At 42.6% G+C, this 23,705-nt stretch carries 19 protein-coding genes, 2 tRNA genes, 2 pseudogenes and 1 riboswitch; of the genes and pseudogenes, 14 read left to right on the top strand and 9 right to left on the bottom strand.

The features are described 5' to 3' along the window. Nucleotides 1–42 precede the first annotated feature (42 nt). Nucleotides 43–834, bottom strand: a complete 792-nt coding sequence (gene gloB / locus FN961_RS12720) for a hydroxyacylglutathione hydrolase (RefSeq protein WP_185972787.1) — start codon at nucleotides 832–834, stop codon at nucleotides 43–45. Nucleotides 835–1,094: 260 nt separating this feature from the next. Between gloB and FN961_RS12715 the strand changes: the two genes are divergently transcribed. Then, nucleotides 1,095–1,847: a class I SAM-dependent methyltransferase gene (locus FN961_RS12715; protein ID WP_144040550.1), complete on the top strand. Its 753-nt coding sequence runs from the start codon at nucleotides 1,095–1,097 to the stop codon at nucleotides 1,845–1,847. Next, nucleotides 1,847–2,731, top strand: a complete 885-nt coding sequence (locus FN961_RS12710; protein WP_144040549.1) for a LysR substrate-binding domain-containing protein — start codon at nucleotides 1,847–1,849, stop codon at nucleotides 2,729–2,731. Before FN961_RS12715 ends, FN961_RS12710 begins: the two co-directional genes overlap by 1 nt. A 35-nt stretch (nucleotides 2,732–2,766) precedes the next feature. On the opposite strand, the gene rnhA is transcribed toward FN961_RS12710, so the two are convergent. Next, nucleotides 2,767–3,243, bottom strand: coding sequence for a ribonuclease HI (gene rnhA / locus FN961_RS12705; protein ID WP_144040548.1), 477 nt, complete (start codon nucleotides 3,241–3,243; stop codon nucleotides 2,767–2,769). 67 nt (nucleotides 3,244–3,310) lie between these two features. On the opposite strand from rnhA, the gene dnaQ reads away from it, so the two are divergent. From dnaQ to FN961_RS12685, 4 genes are all read left to right on the top strand, one after another. After that, the gene (gene dnaQ / locus FN961_RS12700) at nucleotides 3,311–4,039 is read left to right on the top strand and encodes a DNA polymerase III subunit epsilon (RefSeq protein ID WP_144040547.1); all 729 of its coding nucleotides are present in this window, start codon (nucleotides 3,311–3,313) and stop codon (nucleotides 4,037–4,039) included. A 10-nt stretch (nucleotides 4,040–4,049) separates the two neighbouring features. Then, nucleotides 4,050–5,378, top strand: coding sequence for a TIGR03503 family protein (locus FN961_RS12695; RefSeq protein WP_144040546.1), 1,329 nt, complete (start codon nucleotides 4,050–4,052; stop codon nucleotides 5,376–5,378). A gap of 130 nt (nucleotides 5,379–5,508) precedes the next feature. Further along, a tRNA-Asp gene (locus FN961_RS12690) sits at nucleotides 5,509–5,585 on the top strand. A 70-nt stretch (nucleotides 5,586–5,655) separates the two neighbouring features. After that, nucleotides 5,656–5,732: transfer RNA gene (locus FN961_RS12685), tRNA-Asp, on the top strand. A gap of 547 nt (nucleotides 5,733–6,279) precedes the next feature. Here FN961_RS12685 and FN961_RS12680 read toward each other — a convergent pair. Next, a pseudogene (locus FN961_RS12680) lies at nucleotides 6,280–7,743 on the bottom strand (M28 family metallopeptidase); the annotation flags it as partial. Nucleotides 7,744–7,881: 138 nt separating this feature from the next. Here FN961_RS12680 and FN961_RS12675 point away from each other — a divergent pair. Continuing rightward, nucleotides 7,882–9,804: pseudogene (locus FN961_RS12675) on the top strand (cation:proton antiporter). An 86-nt stretch (nucleotides 9,805–9,890) separates the two neighbouring features. Here the strand turns inward: FN961_RS12675 and fadE are convergent. Further along, nucleotides 9,891–12,338 carry an acyl-CoA dehydrogenase FadE gene (gene fadE, locus FN961_RS12670; protein WP_144040544.1) on the bottom strand — a complete coding sequence of 816 codons (2,448 nt, stop codon included), beginning with the start codon at nucleotides 12,336–12,338 and terminating at the stop codon, nucleotides 9,891–9,893. A 241-nt stretch (nucleotides 12,339–12,579) separates the two neighbouring features. On the opposite strand from fadE, the gene FN961_RS12665 reads away from it, so the two are divergent. The 3 genes from FN961_RS12665 to FN961_RS12655 all read left to right on the top strand — a co-directional run bounded on the left by FN961_RS12665 (nucleotide 12,580) and on the right by FN961_RS12655 (nucleotide 14,315). After that, the gene (locus FN961_RS12665; protein WP_144040543.1) at nucleotides 12,580–13,359 is read left to right on the top strand and encodes a class II glutamine amidotransferase; all 780 of its coding nucleotides are present in this window, start codon (nucleotides 12,580–12,582) and stop codon (nucleotides 13,357–13,359) included. A 103-nt stretch (nucleotides 13,360–13,462) separates the two neighbouring features. After that, complete coding sequence (locus FN961_RS12660) at nucleotides 13,463–13,726, top strand: glutathione S-transferase N-terminal domain-containing protein (protein WP_144040542.1); 264 nt, start codon at nucleotides 13,463–13,465, stop codon at nucleotides 13,724–13,726. A gap of 271 nt (nucleotides 13,727–13,997) precedes the next feature. Beyond that, nucleotides 13,998–14,315: a putative quinol monooxygenase gene (locus FN961_RS12655; RefSeq protein WP_229814698.1), complete on the top strand. Its 318-nt coding sequence runs from the start codon at nucleotides 13,998–14,000 to the stop codon at nucleotides 14,313–14,315. 82 nt (nucleotides 14,316–14,397) lie between these two features. Here FN961_RS12655 and FN961_RS12650 read toward each other — a convergent pair whose 3' ends face one another. Next, a complete protein-coding gene (locus FN961_RS12650; RefSeq protein ID WP_144040541.1) occupies nucleotides 14,398–15,168 on the bottom strand; it encodes a DUF3108 domain-containing protein in 771 nt (256 codons plus the stop codon). Between the two features lie 161 nt (nucleotides 15,169–15,329). Further along, complete coding sequence (locus FN961_RS12645; protein ID WP_144040540.1) at nucleotides 15,330–15,683, bottom strand: MGMT family protein; 354 nt, start codon at nucleotides 15,681–15,683, stop codon at nucleotides 15,330–15,332. Nucleotides 15,684–15,887: 204 nt separating this feature from the next. Here FN961_RS12645 and FN961_RS12640 point away from each other — a divergent pair, with 204 nt between their 5' ends. Further along, the gene (locus tag FN961_RS12640; protein WP_144040539.1) at nucleotides 15,888–16,577 is read left to right on the top strand and encodes a hypothetical protein; all 690 of its coding nucleotides are present in this window, start codon (nucleotides 15,888–15,890) and stop codon (nucleotides 16,575–16,577) included. Nucleotides 16,578–16,654: 77 nt separating this feature from the next. On the opposite strand, the gene FN961_RS12635 is transcribed toward FN961_RS12640, so the two are convergent. Continuing rightward, nucleotides 16,655–18,385 (bottom strand): MFS transporter, encoded by a 1,731-nt coding sequence (locus FN961_RS12635; protein ID WP_144040538.1) that lies wholly within the window; start codon nucleotides 18,383–18,385, stop codon nucleotides 16,655–16,657. 212 nt (nucleotides 18,386–18,597) lie between these two features. Here FN961_RS12635 and def point away from each other — a divergent pair, with 212 nt between their 5' ends. Further along, nucleotides 18,598–19,089 carry a peptide deformylase gene (gene def, locus FN961_RS12630; RefSeq protein WP_144040537.1) on the top strand — a complete coding sequence of 164 codons (492 nt, stop codon included), beginning with the start codon at nucleotides 18,598–18,600 and terminating at the stop codon, nucleotides 19,087–19,089. Nucleotides 19,090–19,184: 95 nt separating this feature from the next. On the opposite strand, the gene FN961_RS12625 is transcribed toward def, so the two are convergent. Beyond that, entirely contained in the window at nucleotides 19,185–20,570 is a 1,386-nt protein-coding gene (locus FN961_RS12625; protein ID WP_144040536.1) for an ATP-binding protein, read from the bottom strand. Nucleotides 20,571–20,719: 149 nt separating this feature from the next. Between FN961_RS12625 and FN961_RS12620 the strand changes: the two genes are divergently transcribed. Beyond that, a complete protein-coding gene (locus FN961_RS12620) occupies nucleotides 20,720–21,232 on the top strand; it encodes a tRNA-uridine aminocarboxypropyltransferase (protein WP_144040535.1) in 513 nt (170 codons plus the stop codon). Nucleotides 21,233–21,330: 98 nt separating this feature from the next. On the opposite strand, the gene trhA is transcribed toward FN961_RS12620, so the two are convergent. Next, nucleotides 21,331–22,011 (bottom strand): PAQR family membrane homeostasis protein TrhA, encoded by a 681-nt coding sequence (gene trhA / locus FN961_RS12615; protein WP_144040534.1) that lies wholly within the window; start codon nucleotides 22,009–22,011, stop codon nucleotides 21,331–21,333. Between the two features lie 275 nt (nucleotides 22,012–22,286). On the opposite strand from trhA, the gene FN961_RS12610 reads away from it, so the two are divergent. Continuing rightward, complete coding sequence (locus FN961_RS12610; RefSeq protein ID WP_144040533.1) at nucleotides 22,287–23,324, top strand: hypothetical protein; 1,038 nt, start codon at nucleotides 22,287–22,289, stop codon at nucleotides 23,322–23,324. 174 nt (nucleotides 23,325–23,498) lie between these two features. Next, a riboswitch (TPP riboswitch) is annotated at nucleotides 23,499–23,597 on the top strand. The last annotated feature ends 108 nt before the right edge of the window (nucleotides 23,598–23,705 follow it).

Here is a 23,705-nt window from a genome sequence, read left to right as displayed (position 1 = left end):
TAATATAGAGACTTAAATAGCGGATCTATTGTAAATGATTTATTAAGCCTTGTCTTTCCATTGCCTGAGAAGCCCTAGAGTGGTCACAACATCCTTGGTTTCTTGAGTAAAATGTAGATTTATTGCGTTAATCACATCTGGTGTGTGACAACGCAGAAAAGGGTTTATTTCTAGCTCTGTCTTAATATTTGAAGGTAATGTTGCTTGACTGTTTGCGCGTAAAGTTTGGCAATGTTTGTAGTAATTGATGAGTGCCGCATTGTCAGGTTCTACCTTCATTGCAAATTTGAGATTCGCTAGCGTGTATTCATGGGCACAATACACACGAGTATTGCTAGGTAAGTTGGCCAAAGACTGCAGTGAATGATATAGCTGACTCGGGTTGCCTTCAAATAGTCGTCCACAGCCACCACTAAAGAGTGTGTCTCCACAGAATAATGCATCTTGAATATGATAGGCAATGTGTCCTAACGTGTGTCCAGGTAAGTAGAAAATCGCCGCGGTTAATCCCAATGCTTGCAATTCAACATGGGTTTGTTCTGTGATCGGGTGGCTTATATTGGCAATGTTTTCATTCGACGGCCCAAACACTTCAATCTGAGTCGGGCTGTGATCAATCAGCGCACTGACACCACCGGTATGGTCATGGTGATGATGGGTGATCAAGATACCTGCCAGTGTGAGCTTATTTGCCTGCAGATATTCAATGACCACATTAGCATCACCGGGATCGACCACATAAACTAATGATGAATGTGGCGTGGATATAACCCAGATATAGTTATCATCAAATGCCGAGATGGGGGTGACGGTAAACGTAGAGGCGGTAGACATAGTCATTTCCTTTTTAAAATCCCATTCGAAGAATGAAGGTTGTGATAACGTATACCCAAACCACTTCAAGATGCAGGATCCTACATTTTCAAGACGTTTGGGTATACACTATCATTTTACTTTTCAACGCTATTACTTGTATAGCGCTTTATGGGATTTAATCGATGTAAGTGAACGATTAGCTCCCAGTAAAGCAGTGTTTAGATTACAGGTTATGCCCGTTTTATTTGAATTATATTTATTTGTTTAGGGATTGCGCTGTGTCGGAAAATACTCCCCCCTTATCGCCACAAAGTTGGTCTCAACTTCCTCATGGTGAACAGATTAAGGGCTTAATAGAACACACTTTGACACCTTGGTGGCCAAAAGTGTTTGGTTATCACATGCTGAGCTTAGGTGCGTTAAGTGCCGAGCTCAACATGCCTGAACTGCCAATAGGCCGTCGTTTTTCACTTTTTGATGGCGATGGCGCTGCCGTTAGAGCCGACTTTACCGCGTTACCTATCCAAAATGGCGTCATTGATGCTGTGGTGATGAACATGTTGTTAGAGTTTGAGACTGACCCTTACAAGATGCTTCGTGAAACCGATAGAGTATTAATTTCGGGAGGTTACCTGTTTATCATAGGTTTTAATCCTTTAAGCCCAGCGTTTATGGGTAAATTGCTGCCTAAATATCAACAGCAGCTTCCTTGGAGTGGGCGCTTTTTTATGCCATCAAGAGTGAAGGATTGGTTAGGGTTATTAGGTTATCAAGTGATTTCTGATGAGCGTTTTCTCTATCATCATCTACTCAGTGACATAAGAGAGGAGAGCATCTGGCAAGATGCGCTACAGGCATGGTTGCCCAGTAGCGGTAGCATGTATCTGATTGTGGCTAGAAAATTAGAGTCACCATTGACGCCCATTCAAGAAAAACGAAAAGTAAGGTCCACTCAATGGGCAACCGCACCGAGTGCTGGCAGAAGTGAACATTATAAAACCGATCAGAAAACCGATAAGATTAGAAACTGATGAGAATTACACTGAAACAACTGACTATTTTTGAGGCTGTGGCTCGAAGTGGTCAAGTCGCCAGAGCGGCTGAAATGGTCAACTTATCTGCACCTGCAACGTCAATGGCTCTATCTGAACTTGAGAAGCAACTGGATGCACGCTTGTTTGAACGAGTGGGTAATCGCCTTAGATTAAACTCACAAGGCAGTTTACTTTTGCCTCTGGCTACAGAGGCATTACAGAAATTTGATCAGATAGAACATCTCTTTTCATCTCCAGAGGCTGAGTTTAGTGGCACGTTAAATGTCAGTGCTAGCTCGACGATAGGTAACTTCATGTTAGCCAAAAGTGCCGTCGCCTTTTGTCAGCAATATACCCGCGCTCAGGTTGATCTGGACATCGATAATACCCAAGGGGTGATTAAGTCCATCTTAGAGTTTAGAAGTGAGATTGGCTTTATTGAGGGGCAATGCCTAGATAGCAGGATTAAAGTTGAAGCTTGGCATAAAGATAGATTACTTATTTTTTGTCATCCTGCTCATCCTCTGGCAGGCAAACATGTGTCGCCTAAATCATTACAAGGCCAGTCTTGGGTGATGCGAGAGGAGGGCTCAGGTACGCGCGATTACTTTATCAATGCCGCGAACGCATTGGATATGCAGCCCGTTGAAAGATTTATTTTTAGAACCCCAGATGCCATAAAACAAGCGGTTAAACAAGGAGCTGGCTTAGCGGTGTTATCTGAACTGACGTTAGAGAAAGAGATAAACCGTAAAGAGCTGGGTATCATCGAGGTCGACGGTTTACTGCTTGAAAGGCAATTTTATCGCATTCACCATAAAAGCCGTAAATCAACGCCACTTTGTGACAAGTTTGTCGGCTTTTGCAGCAACACGCTATAGTAGTGCTAATAGAAACATTAGTTTCCTATTAGAGCCTAAGCATTTGGTTGATAACCGAGATCCTCTTGAGTCGGTTTAGCTTCTGCAGCGACTCTGGCTAAGGTGTCGCAGCGCTCATTTTCAGTATGGCCAGTGTGTCCTTTTACCCAACGCCAATCGATCTCATGAGCAGCCGCGGCTTTATCTAGGCGTTTCCACAAGTCGACATTTTTAACCGGTTGCTTTGTTGAGGTCATCCAGTTTTTCTTTTTCCAGCCATGGATCCACTGAGTGATCCCTTGTCTCATGTACTGACTATCGCTTGTTAGTACGATTTTACAGGGTACTTTTAATGCTTCTAGTGCGATAATAGGTGCAAGCAACTCCATGCGATTGTTTGTGGTTAACAGAAAACCATCGGCAAACTCCTTAGTGTGTGCTTTGTATTTCATTACCACACCGTAGCCGCCTGGACCTGGATTACCTAAGCAAGAGCCATCAGTAAATATTGAGAGCTGTTTCAGTACCGTCATCAAGTTGTTACCATAGTCGAATCATTGGGAGAGTATACCCAAAAACTTATTAAGTGCTATTAATCTTATGAATATTGTATCAAGTGCAAAGCGTCAGATCATTCTCGATACCGAAACCACAGGTATGAACCAAGGTGTCGGTGCGATTTATTTGGGTCACCGTATTATCGAAATTGGTTGTGTAGAGGTCATTAACCGTCGGTTAACTGGACGTCATTACCATGAATATATCAATCCTCAACAACTGATTGATGAAGAAGCGATAGCAGTCCACGGTATCACAAACGAATTTGTTGCGCATAAACCTAAATTTGCTGAAATATCCAAAAGTTTTATCGAGTTTATTGACGGGGCTGAAGTTGTGGCTCATAACGCGAACTTCGACGTTAGCTTTATGGATCATGAGTTTTCATTGCTGCAACCCCGTGGCCCAAAGACTGCCGATATCTGTCCAATCTTAGATACATTGGCGATTGCTAAATTTCTTCACCCTGGTCAGAAAAACAACCTGGATGCGTTATGTAAGCGTTATGGCATCGATAACTCTCGTCGTGATCTTCACGGTGCTTTACTCGATGCCGAGATATTAGCCGACGTTTACCTGATGATGACGGGTGGTCAAACCAAGTTTAACCTCTCTTCTGAAAAAGAGGGTCAGGAAGGGGGGGGGATCAATCGTTTAAGTATAAATCGCAGTAAACTTAAAGTGATCAGTGCAACGGCCGATGAACTTACTATGCATGAAGAACGATTAGATTTAGTTGCAAAATCAGGGCAATGTATTTGGCGAGGATAGATGTCACTTTATGACACTTTTTAAGATTAGAGATTTTATTTACGGCTTCATCGCTTTGAGTGCCATCGCGTATAGTGGGCAGGTTCTGGCTAATATCGTGCCTTTAGAACAAGCTAGCGAATTAAAAAACCGTTTTCGAATCGATCACATGGTCGACAGTATGACGTTAATCATACAACGTCAATTTGGCAGTGGACCTGTTGTTATTGTGTTGCCTGATGGCAGTAAATGGTACGCAGAACGTCACCCTGAAAGTGTGCAATGGGTCGATGGATTAAGCGGTGACATCATTACCATTGAAAAACCTTTACCGGGACCTTGGCAATTGATTGGTCGCGTGGCCGAAGGTTCAGTCTTAAAGAAAGTCTCCGAGCTAGGAATATGGGTAGAAGAAGTTCCTCAACCTCTTTATCAGGGAGAGCGTTTAAAAATAACGTCTCAGTTATTAGCGGATAAACAGAGGTTGAGAATGCCAGGATTGGATTATCTGGTTGACTGGACCGCAAAATTTATCAGTGGACATGAGGCTGGAGACGAAAACTTCGCTGCGGGGACTCGAATTGTTGGCTCTTACAAGGATAATGGCGAGGGGTTAGATGAGCGTCCTGATGATGGGGTATTCACGGCAGATATAAGTCTAAATCAGCCTTGGGGAAGATATAGCTTAGCGGTAAAAGCGCAAAACAATGTCTTTAACCGTGAGGTTAACTATCCGTTTGTATTGTCTCCATCTCCCATCGATATAGCTGTTATTGAACCTGCAGATCCTATCAATGAACGTTGGAAATTATTGATCGAAGCTCAACCTGGTCACATTCTATTAAAGGAAACCCATTTAGATCTTGAGTTTGTTGGCCCTGCAGGTTTCCAGTTACCGTTAATTATTCATGGTTTATCTGAGACGGAAACTGAGTTGGTTTTACCTGAAGTCTCTGATTACGGCAGTTATCGTATAAAAGGCATGGTGATGACGACCTTAGTGTCGGGTCGAGAGATTGTACTGACTCTGCCTGAGCGATTTTTTAATCTCATTGAGCCCCCCAAACCACCGCCACCGCCTCCTACCGCTGAAGAGCTAGCAGAAGTGGCGGCAAAGAAAGCGGCTATTGAAGAGGAAGAAGCAAAGGATCAGGCTATTTTCTGGATAGTCACTGTGAACGTGTGTTTGTTGCTCTTTGGTACTCTGGGGCTGTTAATTTGGCGCAAACGTCGAATTTTAAAAGAAGCACTCGCAGCTGCTCAAGTGCGTTTAGATCAAGAAAAAGCGCAACAACAGGAGGCGGGTGTGGCATTAGATGAGATAGATCTGACGATGCCGGAAGATCCACCTAAGCCATAGACGTTGTTTTTAGTGAGTAAAAGCAGTTATTTCATTCGATTTGCTGCTTTTTTGACTGAACAGTAATAAGTGGAAAAGTTTTTATTGACGAGAGCTGCTGTCATCCGTATTATTCACCGCAACTTGATGTGGAGCGGTAGTTCAGTTGGTTAGAATACCGGCCTGTCACGCCGGGGGTCGCGGGTTCGAGTCCCGTCCGCTCCGCCAATCAAGTGTCTAAATTTAGTTTCATTGTTAGTGACATAACAGTTAAACAGCTTATAAACCACTAAGTTTAGGAGCGGTAGTTCAGTTGGTTAGAATACCGGCCTGTCACGCCGGGGGTCGCGGGTTCGAGTCCCGTCCGCTCCGCCAAACAACGAAGCCCTTGTCGAAAGACGAGGGCTTTTTTGTATATGAAAATTGTAGAATATTCTCATTCAGTGATAATACCAATCAGTATAAAGATTTGATCGCTCAGCGAGAGTTTAGCGGTCCTGAGGCAAGGTCATTAATTGCTCCTGCATTAATGACATTCACCACATCCATGTGGCTTGCAGCGAGTGAAGAGCATAGTTATTCTACGGTTAAGCTCGTTAACACAGCATCAGAACCGCTAAAACTCGCCTGTAAGGAGTGTTTTTGGCTGCCTACTTCTGCGCTGAATGAACTCATAAGGGAACAACCATTATGTCATCCATTCGCCTTGAATTAGTTTGCCAAAAAACACTCTGAGTAGATCAACTTCTTATACTGATTGGTATAAAAGCGGTAGTTCAGTTGGTTAGCTTCTTTTGAATAGAAAGCGGCCTGTCTCACGTGCCGAAGGCACATTCGAGTCCCGTCCGCTCCGCTCCGCCAAATATAAAGCCTCAGCATTTCTGCTGAGACTTTTTAAACTAAATCTGATGGGGATATGAAGCTATTTGCCATCCTCTGCTCTTCGCTTCTTAAAGTCTGAATCAGTTTTCCATTTAGGCCAATCATCATTGTTTGCAAGTGTGCTGGCAATATCAGCGATTAATGCGATGTCTTGACCCATTCCACCTAATGACCATAGAGGAGAGTAGTCGTCAGCTTCTTTATGATATTTATGAGTGATGTAATCAGGATCAGTGTCTCCTAGACTCATAAATAGCAATCCTGGAACGCCTTGTTTTGCCATAGAGAAGTGATCAGAACGAAAAAAGAGGCCATTTTGCGGTCGAGGATCTAACTTAACCTTACGTAGCTGTTTAGCTGCCGCTTGTTCAAGATATTCTTCCAATTCAGACATATTATTGCCGTACTGCAAAATATAGTCGACGCCATCAAGTGCATTCATGCCATCGATGTTCAACAAGCCAACCATATTCTTAGTAGGTAATATCTCACCTTGAGCAAAAAGTTCTGATCCGATCATCCCAGTCTCTTCTGCGGTAAAATTGACAAAGAGGATGGAGCGTTTAAATGGGGTGGATTTATGTTGCTCCATTAGTATCCGGGCAATCTCTAATGTTGCAGCAACGCCGGTAGCATTGTCGATGGCACCATTGTAAATTTCGGGGCCTTGGGGAGTGTGTTTAGTGCCAAAGTGATCCCAATGGGCACTTATGACAATGGTTTCATCTGGTTTTTCAGTGCCTTTAATTAAGGCGATGACATTATTTGATTGAGCGTGTTCAATCTCTGTTTTCAGCAGTAAGTCAGCTGTTAGATTTAATGGTATGGCTTTGAAGTCAGACTGCAGCGCAAGCTGTTTGACCGATGGCAGTGTGAGTCCTGCTTTTTCTAATAGTTGTTCACTGGCATCATGGTGTATCCAGCCCATTATTGGCAACTTGCTGGTGTTATTTTCATCATCGACCAAGGTGTATTTACTGCCAGTATTAGAGCTTTCTACCACACTCCAGGGATAGCCGGCAGCATCGGTTTCATGGATGATAAACACAGCTTTTGCACCTTGCTTTGCGGCTTCTTCATACTTATACGTCCAGCGGCCATAGTAGGTCATGGCATTCCCAGTAAATAGCTGAGGATCTTGAGTGGCAAAACCTGGGTCATTCACCAACATGATGACGGTTTTCCCTTTCACATCGATATCTTGATAATCATTCCACTGGTACTCAGGTGCATTTATACCGTAACCAACAAAGATGAGTTCAGATTTATCTAGTTGTATGTCCGTTTCCATCTGTTGAGTTCTGGCGGTAAATTCACTGCCAGCTTTAAAACTAAGGTCATCAATTGATAACAGCATATTTTGCTTTGAGGTCAACTTAGCCATAGGCACTGCTTGAAAGTAATCTCCGTTGTTGCCACCTGTTAAGCCCATTGAGCTATATTGCTGAGCCAAATAGTCGATGGTGAGTTTTTCTCCCTTAGTGAGAGGCCCGCGTCCAGCAAACTTAGAATTATATTCTGAATAGCACTCTTTATTAGCAGAAACATAAAGGTGTGTTAGCTTGTTAGCTACGTAATATTTGCAGCTGACATATACTCAATACTGCAGTTATTAACTGAAACACTATTTAAGGAAAGTTATATGGTTGAGCAGATCACTGCCATGCTGGGTTTGTTGGGGATCTTGTCTTTGTTTTGTCAATGGATTGGCTGGAAAATGCGACTTCCCGCTATCTTGCCACTTCTGCTTTGTGGTTTGATCATCGGCCCTGGTTTAGGCTTTCTTAAGCCTGATGAAATCTTTGGTGATCTTCTTTTTCCTATTATCTCTTTAGGTGTGGCAGTTATCCTGTTTGAAGGCGCATTAACGCTTAATTTTAAAGAGATAAAAGATCATGGCCGTATGGTCACAAACCTAGTCTCTATAGGAACCTTAATCACCTGGGCTTGTATCGGTGTCGCGACTCACCTTTTACTTGGTTTTAGCTGGGAAATGGCGATGCTTTTTGGTGCTTTAGTGGTTGTGACTGGCCCAACGGTTATTGTACCTATGTTACGCAGCATAAGACCTAAATCTGAACTGGCTAGTATCTTGCGTTGGGAAGGCATCGTTATCGACCCTATCGGTGCACTGCTTGCTGTGCTTGTATTTGAATATATCGCAGTTGCGGCAGATCCAACGACACACATGCTGCATGCTTTGGGTTATATGTTAGGTGTTGGGCTGGGTTTTGGCGCTGTTACTGGTTTTTTTGTAGGGTACATATTAAGGCACAATTTACTGCCGCATTACCTAAAAAATACAGCCGTATTGACGATTATGTTGGGGATCTTTGTTGCATCAAATTTGGTGCAGGAGGAGTCAGGCTTATTGACGGTTACTGTGATGGGCATATTTTTAGCTAATATGCGTGACGTGGACATCTCAGATATTATCGAATTTAAAGAAACCCTCACTGTACTGTTAATTTAGGCCTTGTTCATCTTACTCGCAGCAAGGCTCGACTCTGATGCTTTACTCAGTTTAGGTTGGGAAGGGTTGGCTGTATTAGCTGTGGTGATGTTTGTCGCCAGACCTTTAAGCGTATGGTGTTGTGGCATCGGAACTTCTCTAAGCCGACCTGATAAATGGTTTTTAAGTTGGATGGCACCACGAGGTATTGTTGCTGCAGCGGTTTCTTCACTGTTTGCCATTAAACTTGAAAATTTAGGCGTTGAAGGGGCTGGATTAATTGTTCCTTTGGTGTTTCTCATTATCATTGGAACGGTTGTTATCCAGAGTTTAACAGCAGGACCATGGGCACGATTTTTAGGGGTTAATGCCGGTAAATCACAAGGGTTGTTGATTTTCGGCGCGGCGAGTTTCTCCCGAGAGTTGGCAAAAGTGCTTAAATCCAAAAACATCACCGTTACTTTGGCCGATAATAACTGGGATAATATCAGGTTGGCTAGAATGGATAACATCCCTGTGTATTTCGGCAATCCGGCGTCGGAGCATGCGGGTAACTTTATGGACATGAAAGGAATAGGGCGTTTGTTAGTGATCTCACCCTACCGGCAGCTTAATCCATTAGTGAGTTTTCATTTTCAGGATCTCTTTGGCAGCAATAAAGTCTTTGGTTTGATGCATAACGAAGAAGCCAGTGCCAGACATCAGCTTTCAGAGTCTTATCAAAAAAGCCTGTGTTTGTTCGGTGAATCTGTGACTTACGCAAAATTGGCCAGTTTAATGGCGAAGGGCGCGCAGATAAAGAGCACTAATATCACTGAAAATTTCACCTTTAAGAATTTTAAAGACAGATACGGTGAAACTGCCATGCCACTTATTTATGTGGAGGAGGGCAAAGTTAACATCTTTACCGCTTCTGATACTGAACTTAAAAATGGCATTGAGTTAATTAGCCTACTGCCAATGGAAGCGCAGAATTGGGCTAAAACACAAGCCGAAAATGAGCGTGTGGCAGAAGCTGAGAAGTTAGCGTTAGAAAAACAGGTTAAAAGTGAAGTGGATTCTGCTGAGAATACTACTGGTGACGTAGCCGATTTAGATAAGCAGGAAGGGTAATTATTATTCGGACATAAAAAAGGAGGCTAATGCCTCCTTTTTATTAATCCCTAACAGATAGTCATTATTGATTAACTCATTAACGATTATGCCGCTTGTTCATGCTTAGCTTTCACAACCGTCATGGCTTTGAGCTCATCGGGATCAAAATCGTCAACGTTGATTGACTTCATTCGTCCAATTTCAGCACGTTCAAGTAGCGCTATCTCATCTTCGCTTAAGATCCCAAGTGCTTTACCTTCAGCGGCGACTTTATCAAGCCACATAAATGGCAGACGTTTACCGGCAGCTTTACACACTTTATCGTGCAGTGGCTCACAAGCAATGATGTTTATAAACGTTTGCTCTTGAATACCGACAGGATTGTTTTCACATGGCGTGAAGAACTGACCTTTGCCTAGACGCTCTCGACTTGCACAGGGAGTCTGCATGATCTTAGCCACTTTATGGTCCAGTATATCGCTTGGGCGTTTAAGTGGACGACCGAACGGGAACAAGATAACGCGAAGTACACGGCCAAGTCCCATAGGAAAGTTATCTAGCAAATCATCGAGTGAATCTTGTAGTTTATAAAGTGAGTCTTCAACAGCCCATTGTACTAAGGCAAGATCTTCTGTCTGACGACCTTCATCTTCATAGCGCTTCAAGGTAGCAGAGGCCAGATAAAGTTGGCTTAACAGATCACCTAAACGAGCAGATATACGCTCTTTACGTTTTAACTCGCCACCTAGGCTCGCCATCGCTAAGTCAGACAATAGCGCTAAGTTAGCACTGAAGCGGTTCATGTGCTGATAATATCGTTTTGTTTTATCTGAATAAGGCGCGTTAGAGAAACGGCTTGAGGTTAAACCTAACCAGAAGCTGCGTACAAGGTTACTGGCAGTAAATCCAATGTGACCGAATATGGCAGCATCAAAGTCACTTAATCCTTTCTCTGCATCGGGATCAAATGCTGATTCCATCTCTGTGAGTACATAGGGGTGACAACGAATTGCACCTTGACCATAAATGATCATAGAACGGGTCAGAATATTTGCACCTTCAACCGTGATTGCAATAGGTGCTGCTTGATAACCCCTACCTAAATAGTTGTTTGGTCCAAGGCATACGCCTTTACCACCGTGGATATCCATGGCATCGATAACACATTTCTGCATTCTATCGGTGAGATGGAACTTAACGATGGCTGAGATAACCGATGGCTTCTCACCTAAATCAATACCCGTGGTTGTTAGGCTAGTTACCGCTTCCATTAAATAAGCGTTTCCGCCGATACGTGCCATTGGCTCTTCAATACCTTCAAGCTTACCAATAGGTAATTTAAACTGGCGACGAATACGCGCATATGCCCCAGTTGCAATCGCGGCTGTTTTAACGCCCCCTGCTGAGTTTGACGGTAACGTGATACCACGACCTACAGACAGACATTCAACCAGCATACGCCAGCCTTGGCCAGCCATCTCTGGTCCACCAATGATAAAGCTTAATGGTACGAATACTTCATCGCCACGAGTAGGACCATTTTGGAACATACAGTTAAGCGGGAAGTGTCTACGTCCTGTTTCAACGCCTTCGATATCGGTTGGAATAAGTGCACAGGTGATACCGAGTTCCTCTTTATCACCTAATAAGCTGTCAGGATCTCTTAGTTTAAATGCAAGACCCAATACGGTCGCTACTGGTGCAAGGGTAATATAGCGTTTGTTCCAGGTTAGTTTCATGCCCAGAACTTCTTCACCTTCCCACTGACCTTTACAAACAATACCAAAATCAGGGATAGCGCCTGCGTCACTACCAGCTTCAGGGCTGGTGAGTGCAAAACAAGGGACCTCTAAACCTTTCGCTAATCTTGGTAGGTAATGGTTTTGCTGAGCGGGAGTACCATAATGTTGCAGTAGCTCGCCGGGGCCTAAAGAGTTAGGTACACCAACAGTCGAAGCCAGCTCACTGCTTAATCCAGCTAGTTTTTGTAATACACGCGATTGTGCATAAGCTGAATATTCAAGACCGCCATATTTTTTCTTAATGATCATGGCAAAGAAGCCGTGATCTTTCAGGTACTGCCAGATCTCTTGAGGCAGATCGCCAAGTTGATGAGAGACTTGATGCTGATTGAGCATTTTACACACTTCTTCAACGGGACCATCGATAAATGCTTGCTCATCAGCGGTCAAACGTGCTGTTGGATAGTTGTGCAATTTCTTCCAGTCAGGCTTACCTGCGAAAAGATCAGCATCCCACCAAGTTGTACCTGCTTCAATGGCTTCTTTCTCAGTAGAAGACATCTCAGGCATGATGCCGCGATACATCTTAAGCATTGGCTTCGTTAGGTAAGTTTTACGAAACGAGTTGATGTTCAATGGTAATGCGATAACTAAAAAGATAATCCAAGTTAAGGGACTAACAGCTTCAGTCGCTGTGCCGATCGTAAGGACGATTGCGGCGATGAAACTAGATGTAAGTAGAGATACTCTGAGGTAGGTTAATGCACCTAACACAAAAAGCATCGCAAGAGTCCAAAGTAGGGTAGTCACTGTTATTCTCCTTAATAGGGCGATCTATTTGATTACTTATCGCCAATTATTTACATAGATCAATATCACAATTATAGGTTGTGGTCTGACCTGTGTCGCATAAAATTTAAACCTAAGTGTTATTTAATACAAGCATTATTTAAAACAAACGTTTAAATATTTAGTTTTTGTGTGTGATTCCACTTTTACCTTCAACTAGTTAGAATAGAAAATAAGAAGTAAAAATAAAAAGGCAAACTTGATGTGTGAACTACTGGCGATGAGCGCGAATGTGCCGACAGATATAGTATTTAGTTTTACTGGTTTAGCTCAAAGAGGTGGTGTTACTGGGCCGCATGTAGACGGATGGGGCATTACTTTTTACGAAGGTAAGGGAAGTCGTACGTTTAAAGATGCCTGTCCAAGCAGTGAATCTCATATCGCGAAGATGATCCAATCCTACCCGATTAAGAGTGAAGTCGTGGTGAGTCATATAAGGCAAGCAAACCGCGGTTGTGTATCACTTGAAAATACACACCCATTTACGCGAGAACTGTGGGGACGTTACTGGACCTATGCTCATAATGGTCAGCTGTCAGACTATGAAGAGAAATTTGTGGTTTCTCGCTTTCAACCAGTAGGTGTTACTGACAGCGAGTTAGCTTTTTGTTGGATATTAGAGAAAGTGGTACAGAAGTTTGGTGAGCAAGAGCCTGAAGATGCAAGGCCTGTGTTTCAATACATAGCAAGCTTAGCTGATGAGATCCGCGGATTAGGCGTGTTCAACATGATCTTAAGTGATGGTGAGCACTTGATGAGTTATTGCAGTAACAATCTCTGTTACATCACGCGTAAAGCACCATTTGGTCAAGCAACACTTATCGACACCGATGTGGTGATTGATTTCGATAAGGAGACAACACCCAATGATATCGTGACCGTGATTGCTACTCGCCCATTAACCAATAATGAAGAGTGGCATATATTAGCGGCAGGCGATTGGGAACTGTTTCGTAAAGGGGTGAGAATACCTCCTCAATAAACCATGGTATTTCAGGTATCTTGAAGTTGAAATCGTCGCCGTATTACCTGATTGATGCTTAACCACAACTAAATTCGTATTCATTATGTTTTAAGGAAATCAAATGTCAGCTAAAAATCTGAATGATGTACAGCTTTATTATTTCAATACCTGTCCGTACTGTATCAAGGTACTACTATCCATAAAAATGATGGGGCTAGAGTTCGAGCACAAAAACATACACTCTAGCGAGATTTATAAAGACGAGTTGATAGAGGGCGGCGGTAAGAAACAAGTTCCCTGTCTTCGTATTGAAGAAAATGACAGTGTACGTTGGTTATATGAGTCGAGTGACATTATCGATTATTTGCAGCAACGTAAAGGCTAGCCTCCTTGAGTTTATATTTTTGAGGTGTTGATCTTGAGAAAAGTGATTTTAGAGGGATAAATACCCAAGCTACTTGGAAATGCAGGATTCAGTGGGAATTTAATGTGCTTTAGGCAAGATGTTGATTGTAGGTAATGGTTGTTCCCTTGGCAAAATCAATAACGCAGAATAAAGCACATTAAAACCCATCAGAGAAGGATTTGCGCAAGCCCACTTCGTTGTTGTACTAGCTTAAAAGGGAGTAACCATTCTAATACTAATACGCCTAGAATTGAACTCGCGCAAGGCCTCTGAAACGAGCATCTCCAGGCAGTTTGGGTATCGACTTGTAGAAAATGATGACCTTAACGCGGTAATCGCTGCACTTGCTGGTCATATTAAGCTAACAAGACAAGAGCAAGGCTGTGTGCTATTTGAAGTGACTCAGGATTGTGGCGATAAAAATCGTTTTAATGTCTATGAAGTGTTTTCAAATCAAACTGCTTTTGAATTTCATCAAGCTCGCGTGCGACACTCTGTGTGGGGAACAATCACCAAAGATGTTGAACGGCATTATCAAGTGAGTGAGCAGCCCGAAATATCGCTTTAAAAAATCTTTATACTGATTGCAATCAAAGATGCCCAAATGATCGTTATCATTTGGGCATCTTGATATTTAGACTATGGATGTATTAAGGTGTCTGCGTTGTCGCTTCAGCCTCTGTTGGTAAAGGTTTAACTGGCCGCGCTGGTTCTGAAAACTGGTAGTTCAGTAATTTGATATCAAGCTGCTTACTGCCTTTTTCAAAGTGAGTCAGACGAACTGGCAGATAGCCAAGATCCGGTGCCATCCAGAAAAAGGTTTGACGCTTCTTACTGTCTCTCACCACTTCAATTTTAACGGTTTCATAACTGCCGCTGTCTATGTTCATTCGCTCTTTTCCTATGATGCGAAAGTCATACTCATCTATCTCACCTTCTTTGACCATGGAATAGTGCAGGTCTTTCTTACCTTTGGCCAAATCGAGACGGAACTGAAGTTGCACCATCAGGGGATCATATAAAATGTCGGTATAGGGTAACTTAGCGCGTTCATCTTTATAACGGCTATGAACAACAGATTGCTCCTTCGCAAAGGCCGCTTGTTCCTGAAAGCTCGGTCCGGTGCCTTTACGGTTATGGGTATAACGCATTGGTGTTAGCTGGTCGCCGTCAGAGATAAAGTCACTGCGGACATTTCTTCTATCAGATAGCACTAAAAGGCTCACGTCGCTATCAAAACGGTATTGATAAACATTACCTTCGGGAGCTGGGAGTTGGTATCTAGCTTTACCAAGTTCAATACTGCCGTAATAGACTTGATACTCAGCTGTTTGGGGAGTAAGCGGGCTAGGCGCAGCCGAAATAGCAAAGCTAGCACTTAAAAGGTGTATTGCGATTAACAGATTTTTACCTTTTGACAAAGAGGTCTCCTCAAGTACAGTCGTCTAAATTTTTGAGCTTTTAATTTGGTCACGCTAACGATGAATACTTTTTCTATTTAATTGATTCAGTGTGTTAAAGATAACTCGAAACATACTTTATCTTGCTTCACTCGTTATTTGATAGCAAGTAGCAAGTCGAGTTAAAAAGGGATCTCAAACATGAGAGTGGCAAGATCTGGTTTCCATTCGTACTCAGACAATGAAACTTTTCCTCGGTTCACTTCAATTCCATCGAGTCTTAAAAGCTCCATTTGAGTTTGATAGAGTTGACTCTTACTTTCAAACGAAATTTTTCCTTGGCTATTGATGACTCTATGCCAAGGTAATAGCATCTCTTTAGGGGCTCGTTTCAGCGCGGTTGAAACGTATCTTGCTCTACCTGGAAGCCCTGCTAAATCAGCAATTTTTCCATATGAACTCACATTACCTTTAGGGATGAGGTTAACAATAAACCAAATCTTTTCTATTGGGCTAACAGCCCTTTGCTCTGACATGCCATTCTCATCAAATCGTTAGAGAAATTTATCATAGCGAGATATGCCGATGGTGACTAGAGGTATGCATGTTCTTATGATGGATACATTTGCTGTCACTTGTGAGTGCCTGTTTGTAACTGGTTATCTTGCTGTAATATAAAGTAAAAGCTCTTGATGGCTGTTTTTTTAAAAGTGATAATATAATTTTTCGCGGTGTTACCAATGTCATATTCAACTCAAATCACTCTCCCGCTAGCACTGATTCTCCTCTCTGGTGTCTCTACTTCAGCCCAGGCACAGCTCAATCGTCATATTGGCGATCCACTTAATTTAGCCACTTCTGTGGGGATAGGATTTGATGCTGACGTACTTAAAGTCGGTGGGCGATTAGGAGGGGAGACACAAAAAGTTGAGTTAAACACGAATCTAGGCGGAGATAAATGGACCTTGTCTTACCTCTATGCGCCAGTGGGTCAAGGTAACAACCTCAATATTAGCGCCAAAATTAATCATGGTAAAACCGAGACTGAGATCGGTCGTCTTAGTCACTACCAGTATCAAGTGGGTGTGATCAGCGAATATATTGGTTGGTATGAGACTTTAGTGTTTACCGAAGTCGCTGCAAATTACCTGAGTATTGATGATCATTCTAGCAGTAACAGTTTCGCTGCTAATGCCAGTGTGTCCATGTTGAAACCTTGGACTGATAGGTGGTACAACCAAGTGTCAACTGAAGTGAGTGCAGCTATCGATGGTCGCGAAAGATTTGAAGGGACTGCGTGGGTATCACTGGGTTATCGCCTCACAGAGCAGTGGTCGTGGGAAATTAGGTATCGCTATGAAGCAAACCGTATCGATGATGTTGAGCTTGAGGAAACGAAATGGGTATTTGCCGTTCAGTCTCAGTTTTAATCTATAGTTAGAGATTGGCACACGCCGAGTTGTTCGGCGTGTACTTTGAGTGCTCTGATTGTTAATACTGTCGTTATCTACGTACTTTCAACACTGGCGCCGATGACTTGGGAGTCTGCATCCGATACGAGCTTGTTAGCACTAAACTTATTGAACAAGATAAGTCCTATTGCGGTTAGCAAGCCAAACCCACCGATGATAAACCACATGAGATCCGGACGCTCCGCTTTCTTGGCGACCTCTGAGTAGAGATAACCTGACAGTGGTCCAGCAAGCAAAAACCCGATTGCTGATGACACAAAGTAATAGCCCATAAACATGGCTTTCTTATCGTGTGGAGCAAAGCTGGCGACGTACTCCTGACTCTTAGGAGAGGCGACCATCTCACCGATAGAGAAGACCAATATCGAGGTCAGCACCATGGCTCCTCCCATTATCATTCCGTGGGCTATTCCACCTAATGCCGTCCCTAAAGCAAGTATAATGGTACCGCCCACTAGCACAGGTAAAGCCTGAAAACGCTCAATAAAGCGACTGACAATGATCTGAAGCAGCACGATAGAGAGGAAGTTGAGACCAATTAAGTACTCTGGATTAATCTGTCGGTGTTGCTCCGCCCATGTTTGAGCATAATTACTCGCCGTTGCCGGCTCCGATGCGATAGCGGCCAATCCTTGGCTAAGCTCATTGACTGGAACCATCACTTTTAAATGTACTAATTCGAAATATGCATGTTGGACATTAATCTCTTGTCCAGACACTGCCTGAGCTAGCCTGAGCAGCTCTGCTTGAAGGGCACTGAGCTCGACATGTGCAAAGAAGGCTAACAAGCTAGGGTAGTGAGCCAACATTGCCACGAGATCTGAGGTGTCGACAAAGTCACGAATATAGATAGGTAAGGTGATGAATATCTGCTGATAGACCATCCAGAAACCAGACAGAATTAATAGATAAGTGACAAAGGGTTTATTACCGACGGTTATCTTCTGTCTGTACCATGGGGCGCCTGTTTGTTTGCTCGCGCTCAGGTTCCAAAGGTAGTGTCCGGTAAACCAACCAAGATAGAGGAATAGAGTCTCAGATCCTGTTAACCATTTTGCCCCGTAGGACATTAAAATCACTAAGGTGCCAAAGAATAGAATGGCAAAGCGAAGGTTGCCCAATACTTCCTGAATATCGGCCAGAACGGCTTTTAATGGCTTTCCTTTTTGCTTGGCTTGATCTGTGGGTTCTTTGTAAAAAAGTAGCGCGGGGATCAAGTTTACTGCGATCCAGAACGAGGACATAATAAACACCCAATCCCAGCTAATTGCACGAACATATCCTGCAATGAAAGGCCCTAAAAATCCGCCAATATTGACCATCATGTAGAAAATACCGAAGCCTAGGCCGCGATTGGTAGCATCTGTCGTTCTTGCCACCGTTCCTGTTACGACAGGTTTAAAGCAAGCAGCTCCTAACGCCACCCCCATAAAAGCAATAAAGAAGCCTGCAAAGGTGTCTACCTGACCTAAGATAAAATAACTCGGACTCATGATGGCATAAGCCAGTAGAAACATCTTACGGTAACCATATCGATCGGCGAGTGCACCGGTTAGCACCGGAAAGAGATAGAGAAAGAATGGGATCATTCCCTGTAATAAGCCGCGCTCTTGATCGGTAAAGCCCAAACCACCTTGCAGTGTTGGCGAGGTCATATAGAGTGATGAAAGCGTGAAAAATCCATACCAAGCGAGTCGTTCAAATATTTCCATTGTGTTGGCGACAAAAAACGTCTTTGGCAGCGGAGTACGTACCGTTTTACTCATCACTATTCTTCCGTATATTTTATACAATAAGTTAATGCTAACGATTACAAAAAAAGAATACAAGGTAATAAAAATGTTAATTTAGTGATAATAAAGAGAGAGGGAAGTGAGGGTTATCGATAATATCGATGATCATAATCTATTGTTAAAGTTGCCTTTAGAGAAAATTAAGTCATAATAACGCCAAATTTTTTTGTTTGAATGTGATTTTAATGGCCGTACTGGATATTCTCACCATACCCGATGAACGATTAAAAAGAAAAGCTAAGCCGGTTACTGATATCAGTGCGGTGCAGGGCTTTATTGATGATCTGTTAGAAACCATGTACGACACAGAAGACGGCATTGGACTCGCAGCGACTCAAGTTGGTAGTGAGCATGCGATATTGGTTATCGATCTTTCGCCTGAAAGAGATGAACCTCAAGTCCTGATTAATCCTGAAATTGTTTCCGCAGAAGGTGAGTTTGTGGGTGAAGAGGGCTGTTTATCCATCCCTGGTTACCGCGCTAAAGTGGCTCGAAATGAAAAAGTCAAAGTCACGGCTCTTGATAGAGATGGTCATCCTTTCGAAATTGAAACGGATACCTTTTTAGCCATAGTTATCCAGCATGAAATGGACCACCTTAATGGTGTGGTGTTCACCGATCATCTTTCAAAATTAAAACAGCAGATCGCACTACGTAAAGTGATCAAATACGGTTGATTAGCTCGCGGGTGATATTGCGAGTGAATTTAAGCTCATTATCGATGTATTGATAATGAGCTTTTTTCTGCTTAAAAACTTATAGGTTGGAGTGCTTAATTCGGGATGAATAGATTAATTTTTAAACCACCTGTCTCTTGGTTCTCGGCTGTCACTTCACCACCAAGTAGTTTCATGCTCTGTTTTACTATCGCTAACCCTAAGCCATAACCTCCTTGGCTTGAATGTCTGGCATCATCCATACGTGTAAATGGATTAAACACGGTTTCTAGCTCAAGTTTATCGATTCCGGGTCCATCATCGGCGATCACTAAAGTTACTCCTGCAGCATTTTGGGTGTAACTGACGAGGATAGTGCAGTGCTCACCTGCGTATTTAAGGGCGTTTCTAAGTACATTGTCCATGGCGCGCAATAGCAGGCTTTGATCAGCATTAACGATAAGCGTGTTCAACATCGGATCCCAGATGATGCTTTGATGTTCTTTAGCTTCAAATTCAATGTCATTAAGGATCCGGGTTTGTATTTCATTAATCGGAAATGCTTTGATATTGAGTTCTATATAGGCATTGTTAAGCCGACTAAAGTTAAGCATTGTATTAATTAATGACGACATCTCGGCATTTTCGTGAGCCAATCTGGAGATAAGCGTTGAGTGAGATCCTGCAAGTTGTTTTTCAAGCAAGTGCAAAGCGATCTCTTGCCTAGCCAGTGGCGTGCGCAATTCATGTGAGACATCTCTTACTAATCGTTGTTGATTGAGCATAGACTGCTGCACTTGTTCAGCCATATGGTCAAATTCAGTCGCTAATCGGTAAAACTCATGTTCTTTAGCTGAAAAGTTTTGCGCAATACGGGTGTCGAGCTTGCCACTTGCCAGTGCTTGGGTACCCGACTGTAAATGCTTTAGCGGTGTGATTAAGTACTTGCTGAGAATGGAGGTAAACATCAACAAAACGGCTAACCCCACTAAGGTACGTATTATCCATAAACTGGTGCTGAGTTGCTGGGCGGGGTGTAGGTTGGCGTTTAGCTGCACGACTAAGGTTAAATCTTGTGGCTGTTGCTGGCCAAGTTTGTCATACAGATGAGGGGAGAGCGGCACACCAATTAATGGTTTTTGAACGCGATCGCCCAGAGGCTGTTTTAATTGTTTTAAGTACTTTAGCTTAAAGATGAAATGGGGATGCATCTCTCGCTGGCTAATAACCTGAAAGTCATTGTCGAGAATATACAGAGTAAAGTCTTGTCGTTTCTCCCATTCGGCAAGTGCTTCAATATCTCCCTCTGTTACCAATTGACTGGCTTGTTCTGCAAGAGTAGTGAGTTGCTGTTGAGTAGATTGCGGTAAAGTAAGTAACTTATTCAATACTAAGCTTTCAATGGCTGTTGCTATCAGTAAAATAGCTAACAGTGAGATGGCAAAATAGTTGAACAATTTAAATTGCAGATGAGAAAAAAGACCTGATATAGGTAAAAGCATAAGATGAGACTTACTGATGGTTTTTAGTAATGATAATTGTTCGCAATTATAACTGGGAAGCATGATGTCTACCAGCAAAGTCTTTGTCGCTTTGGTCGTTAATGGTTTTTCACCTATTTAAACATTAAATGATGAATGCAGAGAGAGTGATGAAGGTAATATTATTAACCCATGAGCGTGAGGTTTTGCGTCCGACAAATACAGGTATCTTAGCGCTCAATTTGTTCCCCCAATGGTGTTCCCGTGTGCTTTGGTCAAGGGTTGATTCAAATGAGGAACTGATGGCATTGCTGGACAGCGGTAAAGCGGCGGTTCTTTTTCCTAAAGCAGAAGCGGTATTGGTGGGTGATAAGGTGTTAAATCAGAACGTTGAACTTGATAATGAAGCTCAATATCTGGACTGCCCACCGCAAACCATCATTATATTAGATGCAACCTGGCAAGAGGCAAGGAAGATGTTAAGGCAGAGCCCTTACTTAAAAGCCGCAAAGAAATTTGCGCTTTCGCAGAAAACATCATCTCAGTTCAGTCTAAGACGCAATCAGATCCAAGGAGGCTTATGCACGGTAGAGTGCATTATAGAGATGTGTCGTTTAACCAGTATGAATAAAGAGATTGTTGAACTAGAGCAAGTGTTTAGCGAGTTTAATCAGCAACAGTAAGCCCTCTTTTAAAGGTGTGCTTTGTCAAGTTAAGCAGCTCTTTCGGTACGTCATACTGTGACGATATGACGCACACGCTTAGCGTTATGTGGTGTAGATCACAATAAGGTTAGATAAACACAAAGGAAATGGCTTACAGCGCCAGCCAAGACAAACAGATGCCAAATCGCATGGTTGTAGGGGATACGTTTGCCCACGTAGAAAATCACACCAAAGCTATAAAATAATCCTCCAGCGACCAGGAGTTGGAAACCTAAGGGGGTCATGTTGACGATCATGTCGCCCATGACGGTGACACACAGCCATCCCATAGCAAGATACAGAATGACGCTTAATTTTTTGAATCGATTAATAAACAAGGTTTCAAACAACACGCCACCCAGCGCCAATGACCATATGCCTATCAAGATGATATTTGCCTGTTCCCCTTTAAGCGCTAATAACATTAATGGAGTATAGGTACCCGCTATCAGAAAATAGATGGCGCAGTGATCGGCAATCTTTAGCTTATGTTTCCACTTAGGGTTTGAGACGCTGTGATAGGCCGTGGAGCAAGAGAAGAGCAAAACAATGCTGGCACAATAAACAACCACCCCAGCCATTTCAATACTTGTCAGTGTGTCTTGACCCTTGATGATTGAGAAAATCAGGGCCACAACCCCAGCAATAATCCCCAATGCGTGACTGATACTATTTGCGGCCTCTTCAATTTGGGTATAACCACTCGAGTTGAGTGTTGGCTTAGGTGTCGTTTGATGACACGTTTCCTGAGATGACATAGGATAAATTAACTTTTGGTTAGGCCGTTTTGGTGAGTCTAACAGCATTAAGTTTATTAAACTACCACTGAGCGTACACGTGTACGCCAAATGTAATCGTTTTTACTTAGAGAATTTAGCAGTAATCTGCACTGGAATGAACAATTCTAGTCAGTTTATGCAATATCATGTTTAAAATGAACTTTATATCAGCTCCAACATCTTAATATTAGCCTTCTCTGTTTGTCATATCGCCATGGGGATTCATGAGGCGGTTTAAATGGAATTGATATAAAGTGACGTTCAAAAGTGATAAAGCGAAAGAATTTACCATCAAGTTCGATGAGCTGCCCGATGAAGCTTTCAGGTTTAATCAGTGTGTGCCCGTTTTAGCAAGTTTGTCTGCTGAGCGTGGTTCATTAGTAGAGCAATCTGAACTCAATGTTATTGATGTCAATTTAGTCGACGCAAACTCAACTCAGGGATCAAATAGTGTCGATGGCTTTGGAGCTGGCCTAAAAGACGGGGTTAATTCGAATGAATGCAATGGATTTAGGCGTTATCGGACAAATTTGATCTTTGTGTTTATGGTTACCATTGGCCACCTGTTGTTAATTCTGCTCCTTCAGCAAGCATGGCAACCACAAGTTTTATACTTCCCAAAACAGCAATTACCCAAATTGAAGGCTTATATCTATTACGAACCCAAGATTGAGGTGATAGCAGATAACGTTGCTGTTGAGCAAATACCAGATGTTGAACAAGCACAAACCCCATTAGATAAAATACCTGCCGACGAGCCGTTAAATATTGATACTGTAAAAGAAGCAGAGGTGACGGCTGTTGAAGTCTTATTGGCTGAAGACAAAGCACTGCTCGAAGACGTCGTAGATCAAGACCTCAATCCTGCCGTGGTTAAAACACTTGATAAAGGGACTTCAGATCAGATAGGCAAACCGAGCCTCAATTTAAGTCAATCTACTCAAGGGTATTTTCAAAGGCAACGGGCCCAAGCTCTTGACGAACTGGTGATTGAGGAATCGACGCGATATACCCGAAAGCGTTCGTTGAGTGAGATGGATGGCGAGATGATTATTCTAAATCTTCCTGAATATGATAGTTGGGCTGCGACTAGGACATTTGACAGTGAGTTAGATCCAAATCGTATTGTTAAACAAGGTTCGACCTGCTATCGGGTCGTCAAGACGCCAAACCCAATTAACCTTCATGCTGAAAATTTAGGCTACCCATTTCGTTGTGATGGCAAGTCATTGGTATCTGATCTGCAGAAAGCCATCGCGGCAAGAGCTGAAAAAATGGGCATAAAACGTTAAGGTTAAAGTGATAAATTTTCATTCGACACCTAATATATTGGTATTCAATGTCACATTATTCGTTTTACTTATTAATAATCATATATTTATTGGTACTTAAAACTTTCATGCTAATGAGTGTCTATTTGCTATGGAATCGCTTGTTTAATTTGTTGTTTTACGTTTATACTCGTTTCCATCTTGTCGGAGTGCCTAAGGGCTGAGACCGTTTATTCGGGATCCGTTGAACCTGATCTGGTTAATACCAGCGAAGGAAACAAGCATGATAATTACAATAAATTCGTGCGTTTTGTGTTAGTGATTTTACGTTTTCATTTTCGCTACTGAGTTAATTGTTTTTATTTGATGCATCACATTTTGTTGATGTACCTGCTGTTCAAC

The sequence above is a fragment of the Shewanella hanedai genome, assembly GCF_007197645.1.
GTDB classification, from domain to species: domain Bacteria; phylum Pseudomonadota; class Gammaproteobacteria; order Enterobacterales; family Shewanellaceae; genus Shewanella; species Shewanella hanedai.
The sequence above is the reverse complement of the archived record's forward strand: the minus strand, read 5'-3'. Positions and strand labels throughout refer to the sequence as shown.

Coding starts and splice junctions, on each gene's coding strand:
- FN961_RS12660 (WP_144040542.1), top strand. CDS start 13,463: ATGTCAGCTAAAAATCTGAATGATGTACAGCTTTATTATTTCAATACC.
- def (WP_144040537.1), top strand. CDS start 18,598: ATGGCCGTACTGGATATTCTCACCATACCCGATGAACGATTAAAAAGA.
- FN961_RS12635 (WP_144040538.1), bottom strand. CDS start 18,385: ATGAGTAAAACGGTACGTACTCCGCTGCCAAAGACGTTTTTTGTCGCC.
- FN961_RS12640 (WP_144040539.1), top strand. CDS start 15,888: ATGTCATATTCAACTCAAATCACTCTCCCGCTAGCACTGATTCTCCTC.
- dnaQ (WP_144040547.1), top strand. CDS start 3,311: ATGAATATTGTATCAAGTGCAAAGCGTCAGATCATTCTCGATACCGAA.
- rnhA (WP_144040548.1), bottom strand. CDS start 3,243: ATGACGGTACTGAAACAGCTCTCAATATTTACTGATGGCTCTTGCTTA.
- FN961_RS12695 (WP_144040546.1), top strand. CDS start 4,050: ATGACACTTTTTAAGATTAGAGATTTTATTTACGGCTTCATCGCTTTG.
- FN961_RS12625 (WP_144040536.1), bottom strand. CDS start 20,570: ATGCTTTTACCTATATCAGGTCTTTTTTCTCATCTGCAATTTAAATTG.
- gloB (WP_185972787.1), bottom strand. CDS start 834: ATGTCTACCGCCTCTACGTTTACCGTCACCCCCATCTCGGCATTTGAT.
- trhA (WP_144040534.1), bottom strand. CDS start 22,011: ATGTCATCTCAGGAAACGTGTCATCAAACGACACCTAAGCCAACACTC.
- FN961_RS12620 (WP_144040535.1), top strand. CDS start 20,720: ATGAAGGTAATATTATTAACCCATGAGCGTGAGGTTTTGCGTCCGACA.
- FN961_RS12710 (WP_144040549.1), top strand. CDS start 1,847: ATGAGAATTACACTGAAACAACTGACTATTTTTGAGGCTGTGGCTCGA.
- FN961_RS12645 (WP_144040540.1), bottom strand. CDS start 15,683: ATGTCAGAGCAAAGGGCTGTTAGCCCAATAGAAAAGATTTGGTTTATT.
- FN961_RS12665 (WP_144040543.1), top strand. CDS start 12,580: ATGTGTGAACTACTGGCGATGAGCGCGAATGTGCCGACAGATATAGTA.